Origin of the sequence: Paenibacillus mellifer, from assembly GCF_023195895.1 — a bacterium.
Classification (GTDB): domain Bacteria; phylum Bacillota; class Bacilli; order Paenibacillales; family Paenibacillaceae; genus Fontibacillus; species Fontibacillus mellifer.
This window is the reverse complement of sequence record NZ_JALPRK010000021.1, coordinates 74,108-95,964: the sequence shown is the minus strand read 5'-3', so window position 1 is coordinate 95,964 and position 21,857 is coordinate 74,108. Positions and strand designations below refer to the sequence as shown.

The following is a 21,857-nucleotide window of genomic DNA, read 5'->3' as shown; positions in this document are numbered from 1 at the left end:
TTATAACTAATCGTTCATTATTGACGTGTTCCATTTGTTCAGTTTTCAAAGAACTTGCTTGCGTATTCGGCAATTTCTGAATCGAATTCAGTTTTTGTCGAACAGTTATTTATTATACTCAATCAGTCGAATCATGTCAACTTCTTTTTCGACAATCCTGAAGGCTTTTCTACAAGGCGTCGTCCGAAGCGACAAGTAATAATTTATCACGCCGGTCATCATTTTGCAATATGAAATATTCCCCAGCTTGGTGGTAGGTCACAATCTTGGAGCCGTCAACTCGCAGAAGGGCTTATCGCCTTCTGTTCGCGCCTTCTCTTCAAGGTTACCCAAATGCCAACTCCTCCGCAGGTCACTAGCAGAAATCCAGAAGCGATACGCAACGTAAAATCATATTCCCCCGTAAATGCGCTAAGCCCGGATGAACCTGCGACAACGCCCAAAGAGAAGAAGGCATAGAACATGCCGAAAGCCCTCCCTTTATGCTCCGGTCTGACCTGACTGACAAGCAGTGCATTCAACGATGGGAACAGTAGTGCAAATCCTAATCCGTATACCGCCATAACCCCATACATCCCCACTTGTAAATCAGTCATCGATAACGCAAACAGGGATAAGATCACGATCCCACCGCCCACAGCACATAATCGCAGAGGCGATGCCTGATCAAACCAGCGATTGCTAGGCAAAACAAACAAGCTGATGGCAACGACCCCGAATACACTGAGCATCAAACCTGCAGCTTGATCGGGTAAACCCAACGCTTCCGCTTTTAAGGGAAGACTGTACGTGAGTGCCCCCATAGCAAACATTAAAGCAAACGCACCGTAATAAGCCGTTGCCGCTGATGGGTTGCGCAGCGTGTCGATAAACACTTGTTTCGCATGAGACGATGAAGCGTCTTGGTCATCGGACGCCCCCCCGCTCTCACGAAGCTTGCCAAACAGCGCCAGCCCTCCACCCAGCAAAAGCAGCGCAGAAGCTGATACGAATAACCAATCCAGCCCCGCACTCGCTTTCATAATGCCGGCAAAGGCCGGCCCCAAAATGGCGGCAACCCCCACCGCCGCGCCGGACTGAGCCATGGAACGCCCTTGATTCCGGGCCGAGGTCACGCGCGATACCATCGTAAAGACACTTGGCACCAACAGCCCGCCTGAGAGTCCATGCAGCACCCGAACCGCCATAAGCTCGGAAGGCTGCCGAACGACCGTATACAGGAGTAGAATCCCCGCCGTCATCAACAAACCGGTGATCAGAATCTTTTTGCCCCCAAACCGATCGATCCAAATTCCAGCCAGCATATTCCCAATCATATTCGTCAGAGAATACATTCCTACCGCAAGCCCAATCTGAAAGGAACCTGCCCCAAGGCTTAACGCCAAAGGCCCCATGACCGGCAGCTGGATAAATAAGTCCATGAAGCAAATGAGGACCAGCGTATTTAGTAACCACTTTGTTTTTGGCATATTGTTCTCCCATCCTGTATTCTTTGAAGATTATACGATATAACGTTCCCGCCAACACCTAAACAATCGGGGTCAATGATGGCAATCTGCCGAAATTTTCAGCATTCTGTACAAAAAAGAGGGGAGATCCCTTCTTACCCAAGGATCTCCCCTCATGTGAATCAGTTTAACCTGTCGGTTCTTTATTCGCCCGAGTTCCCGGTGGAATTCGCGGCGTCATCCGCTGAACCGGATTCGATAACGATGACACCATCGGTTCCGGCATCGGAGGATTCACCGCTAGTTCCGGTATCGGCGGATTCACCGGAGCTCTTCTTAGCCGCTTCGTCCTTCACCGCCTTGTCCAGAAGAACCTGCGCTTCGTCCTGAACGGTTTGCAGCGCTTCATCTATCGATTTCTTCTTCTCCTGGGCAAGCTTCAACTCCCGCTCAAGAACCGGCTGGTATTGCATATAGAAGTCATTTGGAATTTTCTCGTAGCTTAGGCTCGCATTCTGATCAAGCTTCGGCTTCAGTTTATAGAACGGCTCTAGGTTAACTCCGTTATACTCCTTAACAATCCCCATACGGGACAGCAACCCGTTATTCATCGTTCTCGATTTGACCCGGGCGAATTCCTCGCCATTAATGAACTTGATAAATTCCCATGCCGCGTCCGCATTCGGCGAGTTAGCCCGTATCGCGAAAATCTCGTTAAAGTTGATGTTCCGGGAGGATTGCGGATCAGCGGGATCCACCGGCCCCGCTGCAACGCCAATTTGAAACGGTTTATAATCTTTGAGCGAATCCTGAGCTTGCTTGAGGTCTTGCAGCATATAGAGACTCTCCACGGCCATCGCCATCCGGCCCATCACAAAGAGTTGACTCTTGTAGTATTCTTCCATTGTTCCGCCTTGAAAACCATTGCCTTCAGGGATGTATACGGCCTTGGAATCCACCGCGTCCATCGCCAGCTTATAAGTTTGTTTCCATGAATCCGTGTTAATCGTCACCTTCATCGTGTCCGGATTCAAGAACTGCAACCCTTGGGCCGATGCGATCGAGGAGGCAAGATTCTCCATCGACATGCCGTATTGCGCTCCAAAGCCATATACGCGTGTATCCTTATCGCCATCCGTCGGGAACCTCCGCGCCAGGTCAAGAAGCTCCTGCCAAGTCATCCCATCATGCGGTACTTCAATGCCGTATTTCGCAAACAAATCCGCATTGTAAAAGATGGCGCTCTCATTAAAGTTCGGGGACAGGCCGTAGAGCTTGCCGCCGCCTTTTTCCTTTAGCATCTCGATCAACGCTGGATAAATGGTCTCGGTATCGTACTTATCCCGCTCGATCAAGGTGTCCAGTTCCATCAGCTTTCCATCGGTCACGAATTTATCGTAATTGGACGAGTCCAATAAGACGATATCCGGCTGCTCCTTCTCAACGAACTCGGAGAAAGCTTTCTCATAGTCGACCGGCTCGCCATTCGAGTTATTGTAGATGCTGTTTGTGCTAACCACTTCGATATTCACGTTGGGATGACCGATGGCAAACAAATCGCCGTACTCCTGAAAGAAATACCTTTCATCCCAAAACATAACTTTTAAGCTAGAAGTTTGCTCCTTCTCCTGCGCTGGTCGGCTGGTACAACCCGCAAACACCATACAGGCCAGCACAACCAATATCCCCTTATGTAACCAGTTCCTCCTCATTACGACCTCCAAATGAATGTTTTTTAATGATGACTCTATGAATAGAACGTCCAAGCAGGAGAGATAGTTTCATATTATGGTAAAAAAAACCGATTCGCCGCGGCATGATCTGCCAGCAGGAATCGGTTTTTTCACGTGAACCTTGATCATTCTAACTCAGATTGCCCGGAACGGATTTAGATACCCGTCCTGTCTTGACGTGTGCGGGTTGGGCCGCGGAACGAATGACCTTCATGCCTATCACCTCCTTGCCTAGGGTGTACAGGGACAAGAATGCAGCGAAACCGTCAGGATAGGGCTGCCGAAGTCTCCGCTTCCCGTTGCTCTTGCAGCCAAATGGTACGCAGGGTCTTTTTGATCTGGCGTTTCTCATAGGAACAAGGTCGATTCCCTGTCCGCATCCGGTACAGCGGGCAATGATTCCCTTGGCAGGCCGGCCGGAAGAAGCAAGCCTGGCATTTCTCGTCTGTCTCCTCGCCGGAAGTCGTCCACAAAGCTAGCTTGTCATAATCCAACTCCATTGTGCCGTCCTCATAAATTCGGCCCAGGCGGTTATTGTCCTGCTCCAAAGCAACCGAGCATTTATACAGCATCCCGTCCGATCCGACGATTAAGGAATTGGGTTTGGCCGCATAACAAACCGCGCCGGTCGGCAGCAAAATATCTGAGATAAAAGAGCTCACCGTAAGTCCCTCTACGATCGCCTGCTCGTTGAAAGCCCAAATGCTGCGATCCTTCGTCCGCTCATCGCAAACCGGCAAGTTGAGATCGTTCTCGCCGCCCATGCACCCGACAGGACGGAAGTACACCTTAAACCGCGGATCATCACCAAACAAATCACGCAGTACCGGAATGAACCCGGATACGGCATCCAAATTGCTGTTATCGAAATTGACGCGCAAATTGATTTCAAACGGCCGGTCCACATGCTTCAAGGACAGCAGATTATTTACGATGGTCTGGTAGGTTTCCCCGCCTCCGTTCAGACCGCGACGGGCATTGTGGGTTTCGCCTTCCCCGTCCAGCGTCACCATAAACCGTTCGACGTGAAGGTCTAACATCTGCTTGAAACGCTCACGGGTTAAATAATACCCGTTCGTCGACATTTCCGCGCCGTACACAGCACCACTTGCCTCGCAAGCGGCCATGAACGAACGGGATAATCGTTCGATGACATGCGGGACTAACAGCGGTTCACCGCCATGCCAGCTGATCGTGAGCTGCTTCAGCGTACGGGCCCGTTCGGCCATATAGGTCTCCAAACCGCGAAGCACCTCCTCGCGCATCGTAGCCCGAGGGAACGACTCATAACAATAGGTGCAGCGGAAATTACAGGCCTCCGTCACCAGCAAAACCAAATGCATCGCATCTTGGGCATGCATCGATTGATGCAGAAACAAAGCGCGCCGCATTTCGTCCGTAACGCTAGAGACAAGAAACCCGTGTTCAATCATCGATTCGTACAGCGGGGGCGCGGGCTCGGGGACAGGCGCGGCTGGGGCCAGCCACTCCAAGACCTGATTCCGCTCGGCCGGCGAGCATGCTGCGATCGCACCGGTATAGCTGTTATACAGCATCAGGCCGCCGTCATCCGTTTCGCTCTGCGCATTAAAGCGCGAAGGCTTCCACTGTAACGCCTCGTGATTCATGTGTTCTCCATCCTTTTCATGGTCAAATTGAAAACATACGGACCTTCCGGTCCAACGACTTATGATGGAGAAAATTCCACCCCCTTGCCATGATCCTCGTCACTTTTTCAGCAGGCACCCCCAGAAAAAAATCCCCAAACGCGCAGGCGGACAGCCGCTCCACGCTTCGGGGAACTAAGAAGTGTTATCGGTTTAGTTGTTCTCGTTCTCATTCAACAGCCGGATTAATTCATCCTCGTCTTCAATGACCGGGATGCCGAGCTCCTGGGCTTTGGCTAGTTTGCTGCCGGCCTTCTCGCCGGCGATGACGAGATCGGTCTTCTTCGATACGCTGCCGGTTACCTTGGCGCCTAACGCCTCAAGCCGTTCGGTGGCTTCGTCCCGGCTCAACTGCTGCAACGTACCGGTCAGCACAACCGTCTTGCCGGAGAAGAAGGAGTCGGTTACCGGCGCGGCCGGTTTATCCGGGGCTTTTGGCGATACACCCTGCTCCAGCATCTTGCGGATGCCCGCCTGATAGAACGGATCGGCGAAGAAAGTGACAATACTATCCGCTACGATTCCTCCGATGTCCGGCAAGGATGTCAGTTCTTCGACGGTAGCGGCCACCACGGCGTCCAGACTGCCGAAATGATCGGCCAGCACCTTGGTCGTCGATTTGCCGGTGTTCGGAATGCCCAGCGCAAACAGGAAGGAAGCGAGATCCCGTCCCTTGCTCTCCGCGATCGCCTGCAGCAAGTTATTCGCCTTCTTCTCGCCAAAACGCTCCAGCTTGATCAAATCGTCGAACGTCAGTGTATACAAATCGGCCGGTTCGCGGAGGTTTAGCTCATCGTGGAGCTGCTCGGCGGTTTTTTCGCTGAACGTCTCGATGTCCATCGCGTCCCGGGAAGCAAAATGCGTAATCCGGGCGACGATTTGCGGTTTACAACCCAGCCGGTTGTTGCAGAACAGATGGGCGCCGCGTTGTTCCAGCGGCGTGCCGCAGGACGGACAAATCTCAGGATAAACGATCTCCTCGCCTTCCGGTTCGTCAGGCACTTTGCCGAGGATTTCCGGAATGACGTCGTTGGAACGGCGAATAAACACCCGGGTGCCCAAAGCAAACTTCAGGTTCTTACGTTCAATGTCGCCGATGTTGTTCAGCGTACAGTTTTGCACGGTGACCCCAGCTAACTCGACCGCTTCGACCTTCGCCAGCGGCGTAATCTTGCCCGATAAGCATATTTTCTATTCCGGACTTTTGTTTAAAGAGACATCTAGATTAAGGCTTTGTATTATACACGCAAGTGAATATTTCGGCGTGGAAGAGCTTCGGGGTTAATGAGTGAGAGCCATGACGTTAGAGAGTCATCATATTGAAGAATGACTCTCCGTCTACCAGTTTAACTAACGTTCTCCGTCTTTGATTTTATTTTCACCCTACGAATTGATTCCGGAGTAGTTTCTCAATCCTGAAATGATTCGAACCAAGTTTCTTCCACATCTTTACCATCAATAGCAGCTTGTGCGCGACATTTTTCAGTCAACTCAAACGCACCACAGAGGAATCTGGCCACAATTTTCTTATATGCCTCAAGCTCAGACAGTTTCTCTTCGCCATCCAAGAATGAATTTACATTATTATAAAGACCCTCGTGCACATAGCTGCCCCTTAAATTGCTCATGCGCTCAATGATTCGCTTTCGAGACTCTATGTCCACTTCTTCGATATTACCCAGCTTAGAGAGTCTACCCTTGATTTTCCGTGATTTATTTCTTTCCTCCTGGCTTTTAATAAGAACACACTCACTTGCTATATTCATAAGCAGTATTGCGTCCGACTCTGCATCGAAGAAGCGATTCCCGCTTTTAACATTAATTCCTCTCACAAAAAATCGAATTCCTCTTAAAAATCTGTCAGTTAACCCGTTTTGTTCGTACACAAAACTAATCAGACTCATTAAATCTAACAGTCTCTTCCCATGAACTTTATCATTGAGCCAATCCAAATTGAAATGGCAGTTATATTCAAAGTTAAGCGGTCTATGCCCCCAATTAGAGCCATTTACGCTTTGTATCATAATATGTTGATTTACGTGCTCTCGTTTGCCATTGAGCAAGAGTTTGAAACTCTTTATTTTGTGGGTTGGAGGAACATAGCCCCAGTACAAGACATTGATGAAGTTGACGGCATAATATGCGATCGCGACTGCATTTTCGTGGACAATTCTATGCTGATGATTAATTTTTATCACAAGCAAGGGATCCTTAAAAAAATCAGGACTCCTCGATTTTTCCGTATGTACAAATCGAGATTCTGCTTCATGCATTTCTAAACCGATAATTTGCGTTAATTCCCCGAATTTTTCCTCTCGGTTCCCTGCCAATATCGAAATATCATCACTGATTTTGATGCTCTGCGTAGCTTCCGCATTCAGCAAAGGAAGTACGATCCAATAATCGGACATGTTGCTCAGCATATTTTTGCTCAGTAGCTGGAGAAAACTGTTCGCCTCGCTTGCCTCAAGACTTTCTTTCGAGGGGAATTCAAAATCATTAAATAATATAGGCAAAAACTCAGCCGCTAGTTCTGAATCAATAGTGTTTATAAAAGAAGGATCAGAACCAACCGCATTGATAAACCTCCAAGTAGCTTCGTCGTCAAGCCAATTATCCCACTTTTTCCTCTGCTTGTTGATTTCAAAAAGCGAAATCAATTCTTCTATTAATGGCATATAATTCACATCCTCGTTCCGCACTTTTTCCAATATTATCATAGTTTAAGTTTTCTATATAATATTCTCGTACTAAAAACAGGCATCATCGCGGACGAGCTACCTGCTGAATTGTAAAGCTACCGCTCATAAAACTACATCCTTGCAATATTCGGAGAATGATGTGGGTGGTTATTACACATACGCCTATTTTCCTTGTATGAACGATATAATTCTGAAATATCGGACATGCGCAAATCAGAGACTTTCTGCGAGATCATCGACCTATCCGATCAACTGGACGTGAGTCAGGAAGCATGATATAACCCTAACAAAACTAACTAAAATGGAGGTTTGTTGCATTTGCCATTCCAGAAAAAGGACCAGGTGAGTATCACCTGATCCTTAATGAAACACTATTGCTTATATACATGCATGTTGAAAAGGAATGACAATGCAGCTTCAAGCTGCCGCTGCAGGGCTGTCACGATTTTATGAAGAACTTCTGTGCCAGCAGGAGGCTCTTGATTGTCAAAAGGCAAATGATCGGCGTAAATCGATAACTGCTCAGGTGTGATAAGGAAAAGCTGTTCCGATTCTTTAAGGAACTCATTAAATACAGCTGTATTGGAATAATATCGGCTCCATGCTTTTGCGAAGGTCTGTTGGTAAAGAACATCAGAAACAAACCGGTTTTTCCCCCACATAAAGTAATGATTAATCGGTGAAAAGATCTTTGTTAAATCGCTATCCTCGAACTTACCGTGAAAATCGATCGCTTCATATACCAGTTTAGCAAGAAACTCAGGGGAAACAAGGTTAGCGAGATTAGCTGGGAAACGGATATGAAAAGAATCATGATTTATGTAATAATCCGCCCGGATATTGGAATCCCATCCCTCGCCTCTCTTTAAGCGTACCACGAGAGCGTTAAACCCATTACCCTGTGGTCTTCGTCCGAGGTTATGGTAGATATTCTCAAGTGCTGGTTTCTTTACTTGATTGTTCGTCTCTACTTTTGTCCAACTCTCAAGGAGATACTGAACCAATTTATTTTGATTCACTTCGAAAGGACGTTGGCTCGAACCCATATCATTGTGATACTTAAATTGGATGAAAGTAGCAGCTTGAAGCAGACTTTCCTCAATTGTATCAACCATGGTTTTGATCACGGAATCTGAACCGCACCTATAAAGATCTTCCTTATCTTGTTGATGAACGGGATCTTTGAACATTACTGGCAATACAATTGCTTTACCTTGATCGCGTTCATCGAGGGCCTTGATATAGGGTTGTGTGTTCTCTTCTGCCTTATTTAAGACCCTGTTAAGAACACTTAATTGGGATGCCGGTTCACTAATCCCGAAAAGGTCATCAAGTGTATCGCTTGAAGAAGTTGTATCTTCTTTGCGAAGTTTATCTGCATACTCATCTGCCTTATTACAAAGAAAAAAAACCGGTACATTCTTTTTATACTTGGATAGTTCGTGTGTTAATAGGGTTTGGAACTTGGCATCATTAGAATTTCCAGACATGGGTGTTAAGAAAATCAATGCGTCATAGCGAGTGTTGTACAACATTTGTCTTAAGCGATCTGCCTCTAATTCTTCATCGGTCGCTGCATGGAACATTCCTTGGGTATCAAGTAGTGTAATACTGACATGCTCTCGGTTAAAGTCCTCAAAAACGGATCGATTCAGAGTATTTTTGGATCGAGCCATCTTATTCGCTAGAATCATTTCGACTAAATTATCATTCATGGGAACATGAATGATAATTTCCTCACATAGTACTTCAATGGAAAGCCTAGCACCTTTATGGACGTTGTTGTTAGAGAAAAATGCCTGGATAAACTCCCGATCTGCGGGTAATACATTTAGATCAATGATTTTGAAAAAATAGCCGTCTCCCGATTTTTTCTCGGGATCAAAATACGAATGGAAGTACCTATCTAACGAATCATTAAGCTGGGAGTACACTTGATCTAATATCATTTGAATATCATCGTTATCATGTATAAATTGAAGAAGCTTTGCTTTAATCGCTTCTCTCAATTTTTTGGAGTTCTTGGTTGCTTCATTTACATCAAGACCATTGGCTGCATGATTATAAATTTCAATACCATATTTTTTAAGAAACGATGCGACGGGAGTCGTTAAGCTATTTACGGCATTCTCGACGACATCCTTTTCTAACAGAGAATACTCTGCATGGGTATTCATTGCTTTGTTAAACGCTCGATCGAGGTCCTTTTGAACTTCGGCTTCAATTTCGGAAACGTCGATTGTTCGCAGTTTTTTATTGGTATGAATGAGTCTTTCGACCAGCTTTGAGGTGATTCGGCTCGTAAATTCCGGAAGTGGGACAAACGGACTCTTGGGTTTTACACTAACAATTATATGGTCTTTAAGGGCACTGGTGTAAACTAATTGACGATCTGTGATGGTAGAGCTACTATCACCTATGGCGAGTCTCAAAATTCTCGCAGCACCGTAAGTAGCAAATTGAACCGTCACAGTTGTCTTTCCAGAAGAGGTAGGGGCCACCAGAAGCGCGGTGATTCCGCTGGGCTGAAGATTTACTTTTGCAGGATTTTCATTGAGGGTACTAAGAAATTGCATTAGAAACATTCCCTTCTATCTGTTTTGGATTAAACCAAAAAACCACCACGCTACATAGGTAGGGGCGGTAATGTACAGAAAGGAACAGGTTCATTTTTGGTGATAAAAATGACCTTACCGAGCTTTCCATCGCGCATCCTACTTGTCGGCTTCCTCTCGGAATGCCTTTATAAGTTTTTGGTCGCTAGGGGTATTTGGTTAATTTTAACTATAAAGGGGGAGCTTAAAAATTGTCAAGAACTTTTCTAGGATGGTAGTATTCAGATGTTCTTAAATACTGGTCAATGAAAAGTTTTCATACTTAAGAACCAAAGATTTAGCGTCAAAATCAAACGTTTCCTGCTTGGATCGGATTATTTTTGTTATGGATAAATGCGGATTTTGAGCAAACAGGAGAAAAATAGACTGACGCAAATAAGCAGGAACACGGCCGGAATAACGCAAAGCGATCAGTTGCAGGAGTCCCATGGCGATGCATTGGCACATGACAAAGCCTTCCATAGCCTGAAGGGTCAAGTGAATCCGAAAGAAAACCACTCCATTGTAGGGAGTTTAGTGGTTTGTCTTTATATACTGATATATCTTATTTGGACAAACTCAAGCACTTGCTACGCAATTCTGACCGTTCATAATAGACCTTCAAGTGGCTCTTAACATTAGCATCATGGCTCTGTTTAATTAACAAGGTGGCTCTCACAGATTAACCCAATGGCTCTCTGCCGCCGAAATATTCACAAGATTATTATATAGAATAAATCGACTTTTTACCGGAGCAATATGGACACTTTGAACCTTTTACCCTTCGTTCCGTTGGAGCAAGCCAACTATGTCCTTTTTTGCATTTCCACCAAATCTTTTTACTGGAACCTTCTGAAATAGAATTTATATTTATCCCAACGTTTTTATCATGATCATATTCGGGTAAAAGTTTTGGATATTTATTAAATACTGAATCTTCTTCTGATATTCTTACCCCAGAACAATAAGGGCATGCTTTTCTTTTTGTCATTGCACCAATAGCTTCTTCCCATTTATGCTTCCCGCAAATCCAATTAACCTCTTTATTGCTGTGTGGAAAATAGTTTTCTGGCTTTAAAACACCATTTGCCTCATAATTCCAATAACTTGCTGCTTCCGGTTCTAATGCTTTAAAACTATTCTTATCAGGAATTACAGCAGTGTTATTACAGAATGGACACTTTTTTTCATCACTTACCCTTTCACATATACTGTCATTCCATTCATGTCCTTCATTACATTGCCACCAGACTTTTTTGTTACTCTTCTCTTTGAATTCATAAGGTTTTAATTCACCATTCTTTATAGGATGCCATTCAGAAGCTAGGTCCTTATGTAAAGTTTCAAAGTCGTTTTCGCCCCTAATCGGTAGTCTACCAGAACAGTACGGACATCCACTTCCGCTAGCTCTTGAGTATATTACGGCTTCCCATTCATGACCCTTGTTACATTCCCACCATACTTTTTTAGAAGACCCGCGCATAGTCATCTGTGGTGTAAAATGCCCATTTTTCGTAGGATGCCATTCTTTTGCCAAATGAGGGTCTGTGGTTGTAAAATCATTCTCTCCAACTATCGGTACCTGGCCAGTACAATAGATACAACCATGATCACGAATTGTCCTATTTTTAACCAAAGCTTGCCATTCATGGCCTTTTTCGCATTTCCACCAAACGGGAACCGGATAACCGACATATATTTCTTCCACAGGAACTGCATTCTTCTCTTTAATATACTCTCTGGATATATTCAGGTAGTCATTTACTATATATTTCCTCGAACTCATGTTAAACTCCTATATATTTTTAATTCTGTTTATTAACTCATAACTTATTTTATCATCTTCAACTTTAGGGAAGGTATCTTTTACTACCTCTATGATGTCAGCATCGGCATCTGAAATCACCCTATCCTGACTTAATTCAACGCCATCATCTTCAAAGACACCATTTTTCTTTAATATATTTTCAGCTTCCCTATCCCACAAGATATGTGTTAGATCGTCTTGCTGCTTCACTTTTATGGTTAATTCCTGTATCTTTTGTTTTTGATCATCCAGTAATTCTTTATACGCAACCATGGCATTTTGATATTCGGTATATTTTTCTGTATTTTCTTTATTCATTCTTCTTATTTCTGTATCCTTTTCTTGAGCCCGAGTTTTTAATTTTAGATTTTCTTTAATAAGCTCAGTATTTGCATTTGACATATCTTCCAACAAAACATTAAGGTTATTTAATGCAACCTTCAAATCATCCTTTTTCATAGAAAGATAACTGTTTATATCAATTTGAGTAAATACAGTTTTTGTAATTGGTATTTTCTTATTAGAAAGGCCTGTTATTCTCGCATTCAGACCCTCTAGATATTCTTTTGCTTCTGGATCCCTGTTAATAACGTAGTACTTGAAATTGGGTAAGTCCAGTTCGTCATTCGCGTATTTAGCAATTTTAGAGGCGTTTAAGAAAACTGTTCCTCCCGTATACGCCAAATACGAGTCAATTATGTTCTTTATTTCTTCTGTCGCATAAGCTTTAGGTCTTCCCATTTTATTTGTCATGCATGTCCCCTCCCCCCAGTTCTTCAACATACGCATTTATCAAATTTTCAACACTCGCCTTTAATTGATTCTTCAAAATCACATATTCATCCGTATTTCTATATTCCTTTTCAGAAGATATCCACCTTTTAAGTCTTTTCAATCTTTCTTCCACTTTTAGTTCCTGATTTTTTATCAATTCTTTTCGGTTCTTATTACCTTGAAAATTGCATATCTCGCAATTGCCCGCAACCTTATAGCAATCTCCCATATTACCTTGAATAAATAATGGTGAAAAACATTTCCCTTGGTCAACTTCAACGAAGTTTGTTAATTCGCCTCCACGTATTATAAAATCCTTGCCGTTACCAGCTACTGATTCAACAATAATTTCTTTTCTTTTTGACAACTCAAATAAGCTGTACGCTTTACATTTTATGAGGTTTTTCATGTTGCCTGAATAGTGAAATATCATATCTACATTTTCGTGACCTGTAATTTCTTTTGCCATAAGAATATTGGCTCCGTTAAGTAGCATATTCTGCATAGCTATATGTCTAGAATCACCTAGTGAAATCTTTACTATTTCATTAACTTTTAATTTATATGCCTCGCCAACAAAATTTGTCTCTTTTAATTTATCTTTTGGAATTACTCTATAGTTATAATGTTTCTCGATAACATCACAATAAAAAACATCTAACAATCTAGAAAAATGGTTTGTATGAAAAAAACCATTATCTTTAAGCTTGTTATTTGCATTTACATATATTTCATTAACAAACAATGAATCTATGTTTGATTCTTTATAACCTTTTACTAGCTTTTTGTAATCGAAAATCATTGCTGCTATTTCATTCGAAACAGCATACTCATAAATCTTATAATCTTCATCTATCTTATAAGTTATATTTCTATTTCTACTTGCGTTACCTTTCATTTTTGATCTTCTTATTTTAAGATACTGAACCCCATTTTTGCCCTCTACACATTCTTTTGGTATTAAGGTAAACTCCGTGACTCGTACCGGAAGTATCATGGTGATATTCCACCATAAATAAATCGGGTAATAGAATACTTTTTCATTGATAGTCGCATTGCTCTTCCAGTATTCTTCCAATATTCTTCCAAATAAAAAATAACTCTGATATTCTGCTAAATCTCTTCTTTTTACATAATTATATTTATATCTTTCTTCCTCATGGATAATATCTTCTGAGGTAAAGGGCATTAATTCAATAAAATCTTGAATCCCCGTTTTAAATAGTAAGTAGCGCTTTGTAGGGATTTTCGATAAGCATTCCGTATTGTATAACAACTCTTTAATGTTATACACCATTCCCTGCAAAGTACCTATAACGTACTGCCCTATACAAAAACAAATATAGCATTTGAATACTTCTTTGAATTCCGTTACAGAATAATGATTCATATACTTTTTTACATACACTTCATCAAAAGTAAAATCTAAAATCACCGAATCCTTTTCATCAGATAGAATCCATGCATCATCGTTAAATTCGGTTTGTATAACACCGCCTTTTTGATAAATTTCAAATTTTTCCAAGGCAATTTTCTTCTCTTCAGTGCCTATTGTTGAAACCACTTTATGCCGGTTAATATTTTTATTTTGAGTGATTAATGCTAACATCGCCTTTAATCCTCTCCCAAGAAAAGTTTTTGATATTCTGTTATATCCTGTTTATAGATATACTTCATTGACGTTAAAACTTCATAGGCAGCAGGATACAACTTGTTTTCCAAAATCGCCTTCCATTTTATTCTTCCCGCTTTTGTTTTTGCATTTTCAAATTTTATTCTATCCACTTTTATTTCATTATGAAGATCGCTCAGGAATGTTTTTAAATACATTTCCGAACCACAACCTATGCAATGTTCCCTATTAGGCATGTTACACTCTTCTCCAAATGCCTTTCTAATGCAATATACATCTTCATTCTTCCCTACGCATCTACCATCAGCAATTTCCTTCAAAGCATTTCCCACAATCTCTGTTGCATTTTCATCATTTATGTACATAATTATTTCCGATATTGTCTGTTTTGCTTTTAATTCGACTTTTTCGTCTGTTTGCAGAAGCAACTCTATTTCATGTGGTATCATCCCAAGCTCTTTTATGGTTTCTGTTTGTTTGTCTATATGCTTTTTTTCAAATTCATTATTATACAAAGCACTGCAAAGTAAATAAGGGACAAAACTACAAACACCTCGTTCAAAAAGAATTCTCGTAATATCGTCAACAGAATACCCGTCCATCTTTGCTTTGAGATATTTAGATGTTACTTCTGGTAATGACCCTAAGCCTCCCTTATGGCTTCTGGCATAGGAAGCTAGCAAATAACCATTGTTATTATTTTTGTCACCGCTTTCCATGATTCTTTCCATATATGCCTTATTAGCTTTTCTATTTGATATTAATCTTCCGGCAAATATACTAGTATAATCTATTCCAAACAATTCAACGGCATACTTGACATTATTAGGGTGCCGGCATATGGGGCTCCCTTTTCCCTCCAATATCGAATGAGCTTCGCATAATGCTAGAAGCATGCCAATTGTCGATCTTAAGCCTTCAGGGATATACATCTTTAAATTAGGTGAGTTCTGATGCCTTTTTGATTTTCGTGGTTTTTTACTTTCAAACCCAACCCTTACTACTAACTCATTAACATATGGAATCCAAGATGCTTCACTATAATCATGCTCTTTGACCATTCTAATTATTTCTTTCGGCTCAACACTTAATGTTATATGAGGAATGTTATTTACAATATCCGCCGAACGCCAAGCGCAAGCATAATGCATTGCATGATATAACCACGTTGTTGCTAGAGGTTTACTATCTGCTGCTTTAATCAACATGTCCTTTTCTTTCCAATATCCTTCGTTAAAAACCATGTATGCTAATTTTAAATATACAGCATCATCATAAGCACTATTATCTCTTTTAATTGCACCTACATGTCCATCGAACTGGTTAATGATGGAGAATGAACACGATTCCGTTTGGCTAATATTAAAAATAAGATTTGAGAATAGTATATTGGCATTCTTTGTAATATTATCTGCTGCAAACTCCATATATGTAGTGATTTCATCATCATTAAATAGACTTAATTCTTTTTTACAGGTTAATCTTAAAAAATTGGCTAGTTCATTAATGCCGTTCCCCATATCGGACGGGCTATTCTTCGCAAGTTTGATCAACGCTGTCTTAGTTTTATGATTACTACTAAAGAAATCATCTTCTAGAAGAATTCTCAATTTCTCATCTTTTGTTTTATTATATAATTTTAGTTTTAAAACTATTTTGCTTTTGAATTGTTCTTTATCGTCCATATTTATATAAACTACTATTGGATTATATGGTTTTGATATTAGTCTGTGTCTTACTTTAATCCCGAAATAATTCAACCCTGTAAAAAACGAATGAAGTTCACTGTATTTCGCGTGGCTCTCTCTACTTGTAAAATCAACCGTAATGTCTTCATTTTCGCTGATACATTCTGCTATAACATCCTTTAAGCCAATCATTGATTTATCTAATCTGTCGGCTTCTTCAAACTCCACTTTAGACATATAAGTCACATTCTGATACTTGATAATACTGATTCCCATTGCCTTCATATTACGCTTCAATGTTTCTGCAGAAATATCAAAATGTTCCGATGACATATTTATTGAAATACATTCAGTTTCATCAATCATTTTATAATCCATAAAAGTCTTCCTTATTAATAGCGTTTATAATATCATTTCCAACCTCTTCACTTGCTTTTTCGTAAAGACGCATTATTTCCCCTTTATTTTGTAAATATGCAAATGCCGTTTCAAGAGAAGAATCACCACGCCAGAAAGCAATTCCGTTTATATCTTCACCGTTCAATACAAGCTGTACTGTAAACCAATGCCTAAATGCATGTAACCCCCAATTGCTCTCATTAAGTATCATACCAAACACTTTTAGCTCAATATCGTCGGATCTAAGTAATTCAGGAAGAACATTTTCTCGCATAATATTAACAATCTTTTTACAGTATGACTGTTTAGAAATAGCCATTCTTTTCCCATTTTTTGCATTTACGCTACTATTAACAAACAACGGAGCTTCTGGCTCTAAGTATTTTTCATTTATCATTTTCAAGTGCTCTTCATATGCTTCCTGTATTACTTCAAGGAAAATTGGATAGACAGTTTGTTTGCGTTTAATTTTAATTTTACCAGTTTTCTTTCCGTCACTTCTTAATACGTATTCCTTAGTTAAATCGATTTCAAAACTTGTGAATTTTCCATTTTCTTTTACATAGCGGATTCCATTAGGGTAAATACTATTCGCTCTACGAATATTTACTATTTCACCTTCTCTAATGCCTGCACAAAGCTGAAGCAAAACGGCTAATACCAACTCTGGCTCTTCTCGTTTTACTGCTCTTAGAAGGATAGGTATCCCTTTCTGTGGAATATCCCTTACTAAACCTTTACTCGAATTCCCTAAATATGTAGCCGGTATCTCATATTCCCAAACAGCTCTGCTTCTCTTTTTACCTACCAATTTATTTGCACTAGTTGATTCTACTAAAACCTTCTTAACATAATAATGCTCATCATATTCAGATCTTTTTTCTTTTAGATTCTTCATGAAATGACAAATAGCATATCTCTCTTTTTCAACAGATTGTCTACTTGGGTAATCCCCCATGGAATTTTTCGTCTTAGAATATTCATTCAAATAGTCCACAGCAGATTGAAACGGTATATCTATAATCCTTTTTGCTTTATATCTGCCATAATGTTTAAAAAGAGCATATGTAAGAAAATTGCATACTCTTCTGACAGAATCGTTATCAATATAATAAGCGTATTTAGACCCATTAACCGCACCAACATACTTATGATAATCGGTCAATCGAATCATTGTTCTATTTAGTCGTATTGAAATTAAGGACCATTCATGTTTTGTTCCGTCTTCTTCTATCCAATTGTATTGATACGGAGCAAACATCAAATGGTCTGATACTTGGATATTTTTCATCATATAAATCACTTTCCTCCCTCTGAATACAGGGATCAAAGCAGAACCTCCTAGGTTCTAGCTCGACGATTCGTTTCATGTATTTGTAGTGACGAAGAAAAACTTCCTTTGCCCTACCGTTAAAATAACCCAATTGTTGCAGTTCAGCAATGACCTTTAAGCATAATGTTTATACACCGTTCGCTGGCTAGTCATCCTTCCCATAATTAGGACCCCTTAATTATTCCTGATTATGCGTTAGCCACACTTCCCTATAGATCTTTTCAGCTTCTTCGCTGCTTAGTTCGTTAAGTAGCTCTTCAAATGTTAGGACGACGTATGCAGCATCCATTGCCTCCGGGAATTGAACTTTTTCGACTGCTGCAATTAAATAACCAATTGCTTGGGTATGAGTTATTTTCATCTGATCATCTTCCCCCTCCAGCATCAATCAATTATTATATTTACTCCTTCACCTTGGTACCCACGGCCATGTCTCATCATTCTAGCGATCACTAATGCATGCTTAATTCCTTTGATTTTCCCTTTCAAGAATTCATTTTGCAGATCCCCTTGCAGTTCGGCTTTCAGCTCTTCCAAGTACCTTTCAAAACAGCTAATTATAGAGTCAATTTCGGGATTACATTGTTCTAAGTTTTCAAAAAACAGAATACTATTAGAAATTGCCGCTTTCTGAAGAATTAAATCACCGGTTTTTAAGAAGCTTTGAATTAATTCGATGTAGTTTCTAAATGAGCTCTCGTTCGGAAGTTTTGCCATATGGTTGTCAAACAAACCGATCAACAATTGCACTTTTTCTGTGTCATTCAATAATGTCATTTTATCACTCCTCCAGGCATTGGAAATACTTCAGATATAGAAATGGACCGCCCTCACGCAGGAAGACAGTCCATCATTTCATCTTGTGCTAATTGATTAGCACCTCATCAATTTTACAAAGTGGACGTATAATCATATCTAGACACCACTTTCCCTGCTGATCCTCGGTTTTGAACGCCAATCCCAAAGCCACATATAGATCAATAACGTCAACTATCGATTTCGGATACAGAAGTCCATTGATCTGTAATTTTTGCTCAATTTCAGTCTCCCTCTCGTATAAAGACTGAACCTCATCATCCTCATGATTCCTTTTATCTACCCCATTATTACCTAGGTCAATAAACGTGTTCGGTTTGACCCTTTTCTCCATAAAGCCGACTGTTTCTGCCCAGTTAAATCCGCTTGCTACAGAAACACTAAAGTAGGGTAATAACGTAATATTCGGCATAGGAAGCCATCTCCCCCAGCCTCCCTCGTAAAACTGGTTAGGAATCACACACTGCCCTTTAGGGATAAGCCCTAATTGCGAAAGCCCCCTTACAGTAACCCTGCCATTAGTTATAAAATTCAAAGCATCATTATGAAAAGAACACATGTTCAGCCCCCGTCTGGATAATATAAGGAAGAATATCAATTGGCTTCTGGTCTGAAATCCTAAATTCAGAAGAATATTCGTCATTATTTTCTGCTTTGTTGAAGCTTATCCCCACAACCCAGAATTCTTCTGCAAAGTTAGGGTCCGACAAAGTCTCTGCATATCCTTCGGGTAGAAAACCAATTAATTCAGCGTACTCTTCCTTAGTTGGTACAATTAGTTTTACTCTGCCGTTACAACTTTTAATTTTTATCACGTGTTGTTCTTCTTCCCGCTGAATGATCAAGAATTGAGCGTCTTTGTGAAATATAATTTTCCGAAATCGAACTGCAAATTGTACAGACGATTGATTCGTTAGAATCAGTGTTTCCACTGATCTGACTTTTGGAATCATTTTACTCCCCCCTGGTTATATTAACAGAATAATATCACTTTTAAGTGACATTAACAATATTTATCACTTATATCGTTATATATTTTTTAGATTAAAACACTTACCCTTAGGATAAGCAGGGGGGCTATAATCGATGTCTGATTTAAAAAAACTGATCGGCGAAAAAATACGTAGCATACGTAATAAAAAAAATCTGACCTTACTTCAATTAAGTCAAATAACGGGACAGCAAACTTCATATCTGACCGAAGTTGAACTTGGAAAAAGAAATCTATCCATTGATTCATTGGAAAAAATCATGGACGCTCTTAACATAAAGCCAGGGGATCTTTTTGATTTTCGAGAAATCAACCCAGACTCCCAGGAATTTGAGACCAGAACTATCCTTGAAGTCCACTACCAATTTCTAATCGAGAAAAAAAGCGAAGACGTGAAGATGATCCATAAGATAACAAGGGAGATTTTCAAATCAATTGATGTCTCTTCTAAACTTGAATAGTTATTTTTTTATCCATCAAAAAAAAAAGAGCGATTCCTCTTCCCTTTGGAAGTGGAATTCGCTTCTCTTAAATCACTATAGAATAATATAGTGCTTTTTGATCGTCCATATACTCACCCACCGGTTACCAAAATCCTATAAATTGGTCTAGGTCTTTGAGGTGACCTTTGGGTGACCTTAGGGTGACCTTGAAGTGACCTTGAGGTGACCTTGAGGTGACCTTGAGGTGACCTTGAGGTGACCTTGAGGTGACCTTGGTGAAATGTTCAGAGAAAACAATGTTTTTGAGAATTCCTGAAAAGCTATTACCACCACGAATGTTCAGTTTTCAAGTCTTTTCCTTTCTCGTGTTGGCGTTTTCCAAGAAAATCATCTTCTCTAGCTATTATCGGATCATACCAGTCGGCTTTCCTCTTTGCCCAATCGATCCAATGTATATTTTCCCCTGTCAAAGTACGGGACGATTCCAAAGCTGAAACATATGCCCTGATCTTACACGCCATCGCGTAATCCTGAGCCAAATTTGTTAACGCAACTGTGCGCTCGACCTCAATCATATAACGTTCTCGGCGTTCTTCTCTCAATCTCTCTGCTTCTTCGCGTTTACGACGCTCTTCTTCGCGCGCTTCTCGCTCTATTCGAATATTTTCAGATGTTTCATACATCTCGATCAGAAGAATTCCTAATTGGTCTTCCACAATGGAAGATTTGGTATCACGAAATCTTTTATTTTGAGTATGATTTATATTGATGCACAGCTGCCCATTAAACACATAATCATATTTGCGTAAATTCGGTTTCGAAGCCCAGGAGTACCGTTTTTTATCTTCCTCATATTTACGGAGCTGATTTTCTTCTGACTTTGTTATAACATGATCGACTTTATCCTGCATTTCATATATCTCTAGGGATACCGACTCATTCCGAACAATAAATGTGAGAGAATCCGTCACTGAGCCTCCCAACTGTTCTATAGCATGAATAAGTACCCCAAGGATTCGGTATACACGCGGAAGTGCCTCTTTCGAAATCACGCCTGCTAGAAATGGAGGACTGGACTTATACGAACTGTAGTTCTGAAGGCTTCTTTGAGCGCCAATTTCTTTTTTTTCGTTCTTGTTCCATTCACAGACATCATTCTTATGTGCAGCAATTTTGGGGTGCAGCTTGGCCTTTTCATGCGGAATCTGTATCCGGTTCGCTATATCAAAAACCTTGTTCCTTTCAATCTCGACGAGAAATGCCAACTTATTTAAAAAACGATTGCGAACAGCTTCAAAATATTTTCGATTGTCGATATATTTTTCAGTTTTACTTAATTTCGATAGTGGCAATGCGCCAGTATCCAATCCTGCTTTTAAGACATCATCAAGACCGACATCAGTATTGTCTATCGCTTCTTCATTCTGTTGCGCGGCCTCAAATTTTGCACCCGAAATGCTTGTCATACCCTTATCAAGTTTCTGCTCTTTTATCCGTTGCGCTTTCGCACGAGGAATAGCAACTTCATTTATAGAGGAGTCTGGAAGAGGTGTTTTCGATACCGACTTTCCGAAATTTAGCTTCGTCCAATATCCTGAAGGGGGTATGGGGACATTAACCTCTTTGCAAAGCTTATATATTAAGCCGTACGATACACTGTACTTCCTGGCCACGCCAGCAAGCGACATCTCCCACACCTCGAAATAAAGCTGCTCGCGAGACAGGATTTGAGGTTGTTCCTCGGCCATCATGACGACCTCCTTCTCAATTTCAAAGGACTTTTCATAAACACATTTCAGGTCTATCGGAGTAACGATCCTCATTATGAA

General features: G+C 41.0%; 17 protein-coding genes and 1 pseudogene. 1 reads left to right on the top strand and 17 read right to left on the bottom strand.

The window, feature by feature from the left end; translation table 11 throughout:
- Positions 1-275: 275 nt before the first annotated feature.
- From M0651_RS18960 to M0651_RS18885, 16 genes and pseudogenes are all read right to left on the bottom strand, one after another.
- On the bottom strand, positions 276-1,469 hold the full coding sequence (locus tag M0651_RS18960) for an MFS transporter (RefSeq protein WP_248553295.1): 1,194 nt from the start codon (positions 1,467-1,469) through the stop codon (positions 276-278).
- Between the two features lie 182 nt (positions 1,470-1,651).
- Complete coding sequence (locus M0651_RS18955) at positions 1,652-3,160, bottom strand: ABC transporter substrate-binding protein (RefSeq protein WP_248553294.1); 1,509 nt, start codon at positions 3,158-3,160, stop codon at positions 1,652-1,654.
- 287 nt (positions 3,161-3,447) lie between these two features.
- Entirely contained in the window at positions 3,448-4,809 is a 1,362-nt protein-coding gene (locus tag M0651_RS18950) for a radical SAM/SPASM domain-containing protein (RefSeq protein WP_248553293.1), read from the bottom strand.
- 192 nt (positions 4,810-5,001) lie between these two features.
- Positions 5,002-6,027 (bottom strand): annotated as a pseudogene (gene ligA, locus M0651_RS18945) (NAD-dependent DNA ligase LigA); the annotation flags it as partial.
- 230 nt (positions 6,028-6,257) lie between these two features.
- Positions 6,258-7,526 carry a HEPN domain-containing protein gene (locus tag M0651_RS18940; protein ID WP_248553292.1) on the bottom strand — a complete coding sequence of 423 codons (1,269 nt, stop codon included), beginning with the start codon at positions 7,524-7,526 and terminating at the stop codon, positions 6,258-6,260.
- A gap of 395 nt (positions 7,527-7,921) precedes the next feature.
- On the bottom strand, positions 7,922-10,126 hold the full coding sequence (locus M0651_RS18935; protein ID WP_248553291.1) for a hypothetical protein: 2,205 nt from the start codon (positions 10,124-10,126) through the stop codon (positions 7,922-7,924).
- 270 nt (positions 10,127-10,396) lie between these two features.
- Positions 10,397-10,612 (bottom strand): hypothetical protein, encoded by a 216-nt coding sequence (locus M0651_RS18930; protein ID WP_248553290.1) that lies wholly within the window; start codon positions 10,610-10,612, stop codon positions 10,397-10,399.
- Between the two features lie 256 nt (positions 10,613-10,868).
- Complete coding sequence (locus M0651_RS18925) at positions 10,869-11,930, bottom strand: zinc-ribbon domain-containing protein (RefSeq protein WP_248553289.1); 1,062 nt, start codon at positions 11,928-11,930, stop codon at positions 10,869-10,871.
- A 9-nt stretch (positions 11,931-11,939) separates the two neighbouring features.
- Positions 11,940-12,704 carry a hypothetical protein gene (locus M0651_RS18920; RefSeq protein WP_248553288.1) on the bottom strand — a complete coding sequence of 255 codons (765 nt, stop codon included), beginning with the start codon at positions 12,702-12,704 and terminating at the stop codon, positions 11,940-11,942.
- Entirely contained in the window at positions 12,694-14,334 is a 1,641-nt protein-coding gene (locus M0651_RS18915; RefSeq protein ID WP_248553287.1) for a hypothetical protein, read from the bottom strand. Before M0651_RS18915 ends, M0651_RS18920 begins: the two co-directional genes overlap by 11 nt.
- A 5-nt stretch (positions 14,335-14,339) precedes the next feature.
- A complete protein-coding gene (locus M0651_RS18910; RefSeq protein WP_248553286.1) occupies positions 14,340-16,424 on the bottom strand; it encodes a hypothetical protein in 2,085 nt (694 codons plus the stop codon).
- The gene (locus M0651_RS18905; protein WP_248553285.1) at positions 16,414-17,739 is read right to left on the bottom strand and encodes a site-specific integrase; all 1,326 of its coding nucleotides are present in this window, start codon (positions 17,737-17,739) and stop codon (positions 16,414-16,416) included. The genes M0651_RS18910 and M0651_RS18905 overlap by 11 nt, the downstream gene beginning before the upstream one ends.
- A 217-nt stretch (positions 17,740-17,956) precedes the next feature.
- Positions 17,957-18,139, bottom strand: a complete 183-nt coding sequence (locus M0651_RS18900) for a hypothetical protein (protein ID WP_248553284.1) — start codon at positions 18,137-18,139, stop codon at positions 17,957-17,959.
- 23 nt (positions 18,140-18,162) lie between these two features.
- On the bottom strand, positions 18,163-18,555 hold the full coding sequence (locus M0651_RS18895; RefSeq protein ID WP_248553283.1) for a hypothetical protein: 393 nt from the start codon (positions 18,553-18,555) through the stop codon (positions 18,163-18,165).
- Positions 18,556-18,643: 88 nt separating this feature from the next.
- Positions 18,644-19,153 (bottom strand): DUF6042 family protein, encoded by a 510-nt coding sequence (locus tag M0651_RS18890; RefSeq protein WP_248553282.1) that lies wholly within the window; start codon positions 19,151-19,153, stop codon positions 18,644-18,646.
- Positions 19,137-19,547: a hypothetical protein gene (locus tag M0651_RS18885; RefSeq protein WP_248553281.1), complete on the bottom strand. Its 411-nt coding sequence runs from the start codon at positions 19,545-19,547 to the stop codon at positions 19,137-19,139. Before M0651_RS18885 ends, M0651_RS18890 begins: the two co-directional genes overlap by 17 nt.
- A 133-nt stretch (positions 19,548-19,680) precedes the next feature.
- On the opposite strand from M0651_RS18885, the gene M0651_RS18880 reads away from it, so the two are divergent.
- On the top strand, positions 19,681-20,046 hold the full coding sequence (locus M0651_RS18880; RefSeq protein ID WP_248553280.1) for a helix-turn-helix domain-containing protein: 366 nt from the start codon (positions 19,681-19,683) through the stop codon (positions 20,044-20,046).
- A gap of 305 nt (positions 20,047-20,351) precedes the next feature.
- Here M0651_RS18880 and M0651_RS18875 read toward each other — a convergent pair whose 3' ends face one another.
- Entirely contained in the window at positions 20,352-21,776 is a 1,425-nt protein-coding gene (locus M0651_RS18875) for a hypothetical protein (RefSeq protein WP_248553279.1), read from the bottom strand.
- Positions 21,777-21,857 lie beyond the last annotated feature (81 nt).

What these genes read in the sequence shown, in the direction of transcription:
- M0651_RS18940 (WP_248553292.1), bottom strand. Translation starts at nt 7,526, where the DNA reads ATGCCATTAATAGAAGAATTGATTTCGCTTTTTGAAATCAACAAGCAG.
- M0651_RS18935 (WP_248553291.1), bottom strand. Translation starts at nt 10,126, where the DNA reads ATGCAATTTCTTAGTACCCTCAATGAAAATCCTGCAAAAGTAAATCTT.
- M0651_RS18895 (WP_248553283.1), bottom strand. Translation starts at nt 18,555, where the DNA reads ATGACATTATTGAATGACACAGAAAAAGTGCAATTGTTGATCGGTTTG.
- M0651_RS18890 (WP_248553282.1), bottom strand. Translation starts at nt 19,153, where the DNA reads ATGTGTTCTTTTCATAATGATGCTTTGAATTTTATAACTAATGGCAGG.
- M0651_RS18905 (WP_248553285.1), bottom strand. Translation starts at nt 17,739, where the DNA reads ATGATGAAAAATATCCAAGTATCAGACCATTTGATGTTTGCTCCGTAT.
- M0651_RS18915 (WP_248553287.1), bottom strand. Translation starts at nt 14,334, where the DNA reads ATGTTAGCATTAATCACTCAAAATAAAAATATTAACCGGCATAAAGTG.
- M0651_RS18920 (WP_248553288.1), bottom strand. Translation starts at nt 12,704, where the DNA reads ATGACAAATAAAATGGGAAGACCTAAAGCTTATGCGACAGAAGAAATA.
- M0651_RS18960 (WP_248553295.1), bottom strand. Translation starts at nt 1,469, where the DNA reads ATGCCAAAAACAAAGTGGTTACTAAATACGCTGGTCCTCATTTGCTTC.
- M0651_RS18925 (WP_248553289.1), bottom strand. Translation starts at nt 11,930, where the DNA reads ATGAGTTCGAGGAAATATATAGTAAATGACTACCTGAATATATCCAGA.
- M0651_RS18950 (WP_248553293.1), bottom strand. Translation starts at nt 4,809, where the DNA reads ATGAATCACGAGGCGTTACAGTGGAAGCCTTCGCGCTTTAATGCGCAG.
- M0651_RS18875 (WP_248553279.1), bottom strand. Translation starts at nt 21,776, where the DNA reads ATGGCCGAGGAACAACCTCAAATCCTGTCTCGCGAGCAGCTTTATTTC.
- M0651_RS18880 (WP_248553280.1), top strand. Translation starts at nt 19,681, where the DNA reads ATGTCTGATTTAAAAAAACTGATCGGCGAAAAAATACGTAGCATACGT.
- M0651_RS18885 (WP_248553281.1), bottom strand. Translation starts at nt 19,547, where the DNA reads ATGATTCCAAAAGTCAGATCAGTGGAAACACTGATTCTAACGAATCAA.
- M0651_RS18900 (WP_248553284.1), bottom strand. Translation starts at nt 18,139, where the DNA reads ATGAAAATAACTCATACCCAAGCAATTGGTTATTTAATTGCAGCAGTC.
- M0651_RS18955 (WP_248553294.1), bottom strand. Translation starts at nt 3,160, where the DNA reads ATGAGGAGGAACTGGTTACATAAGGGGATATTGGTTGTGCTGGCCTGT.
- M0651_RS18910 (WP_248553286.1), bottom strand. Translation starts at nt 16,424, where the DNA reads ATGGATTATAAAATGATTGATGAAACTGAATGTATTTCAATAAATATG.
- M0651_RS18930 (WP_248553290.1), bottom strand. Translation starts at nt 10,612, where the DNA reads ATGTGCCAATGCATCGCCATGGGACTCCTGCAACTGATCGCTTTGCGT.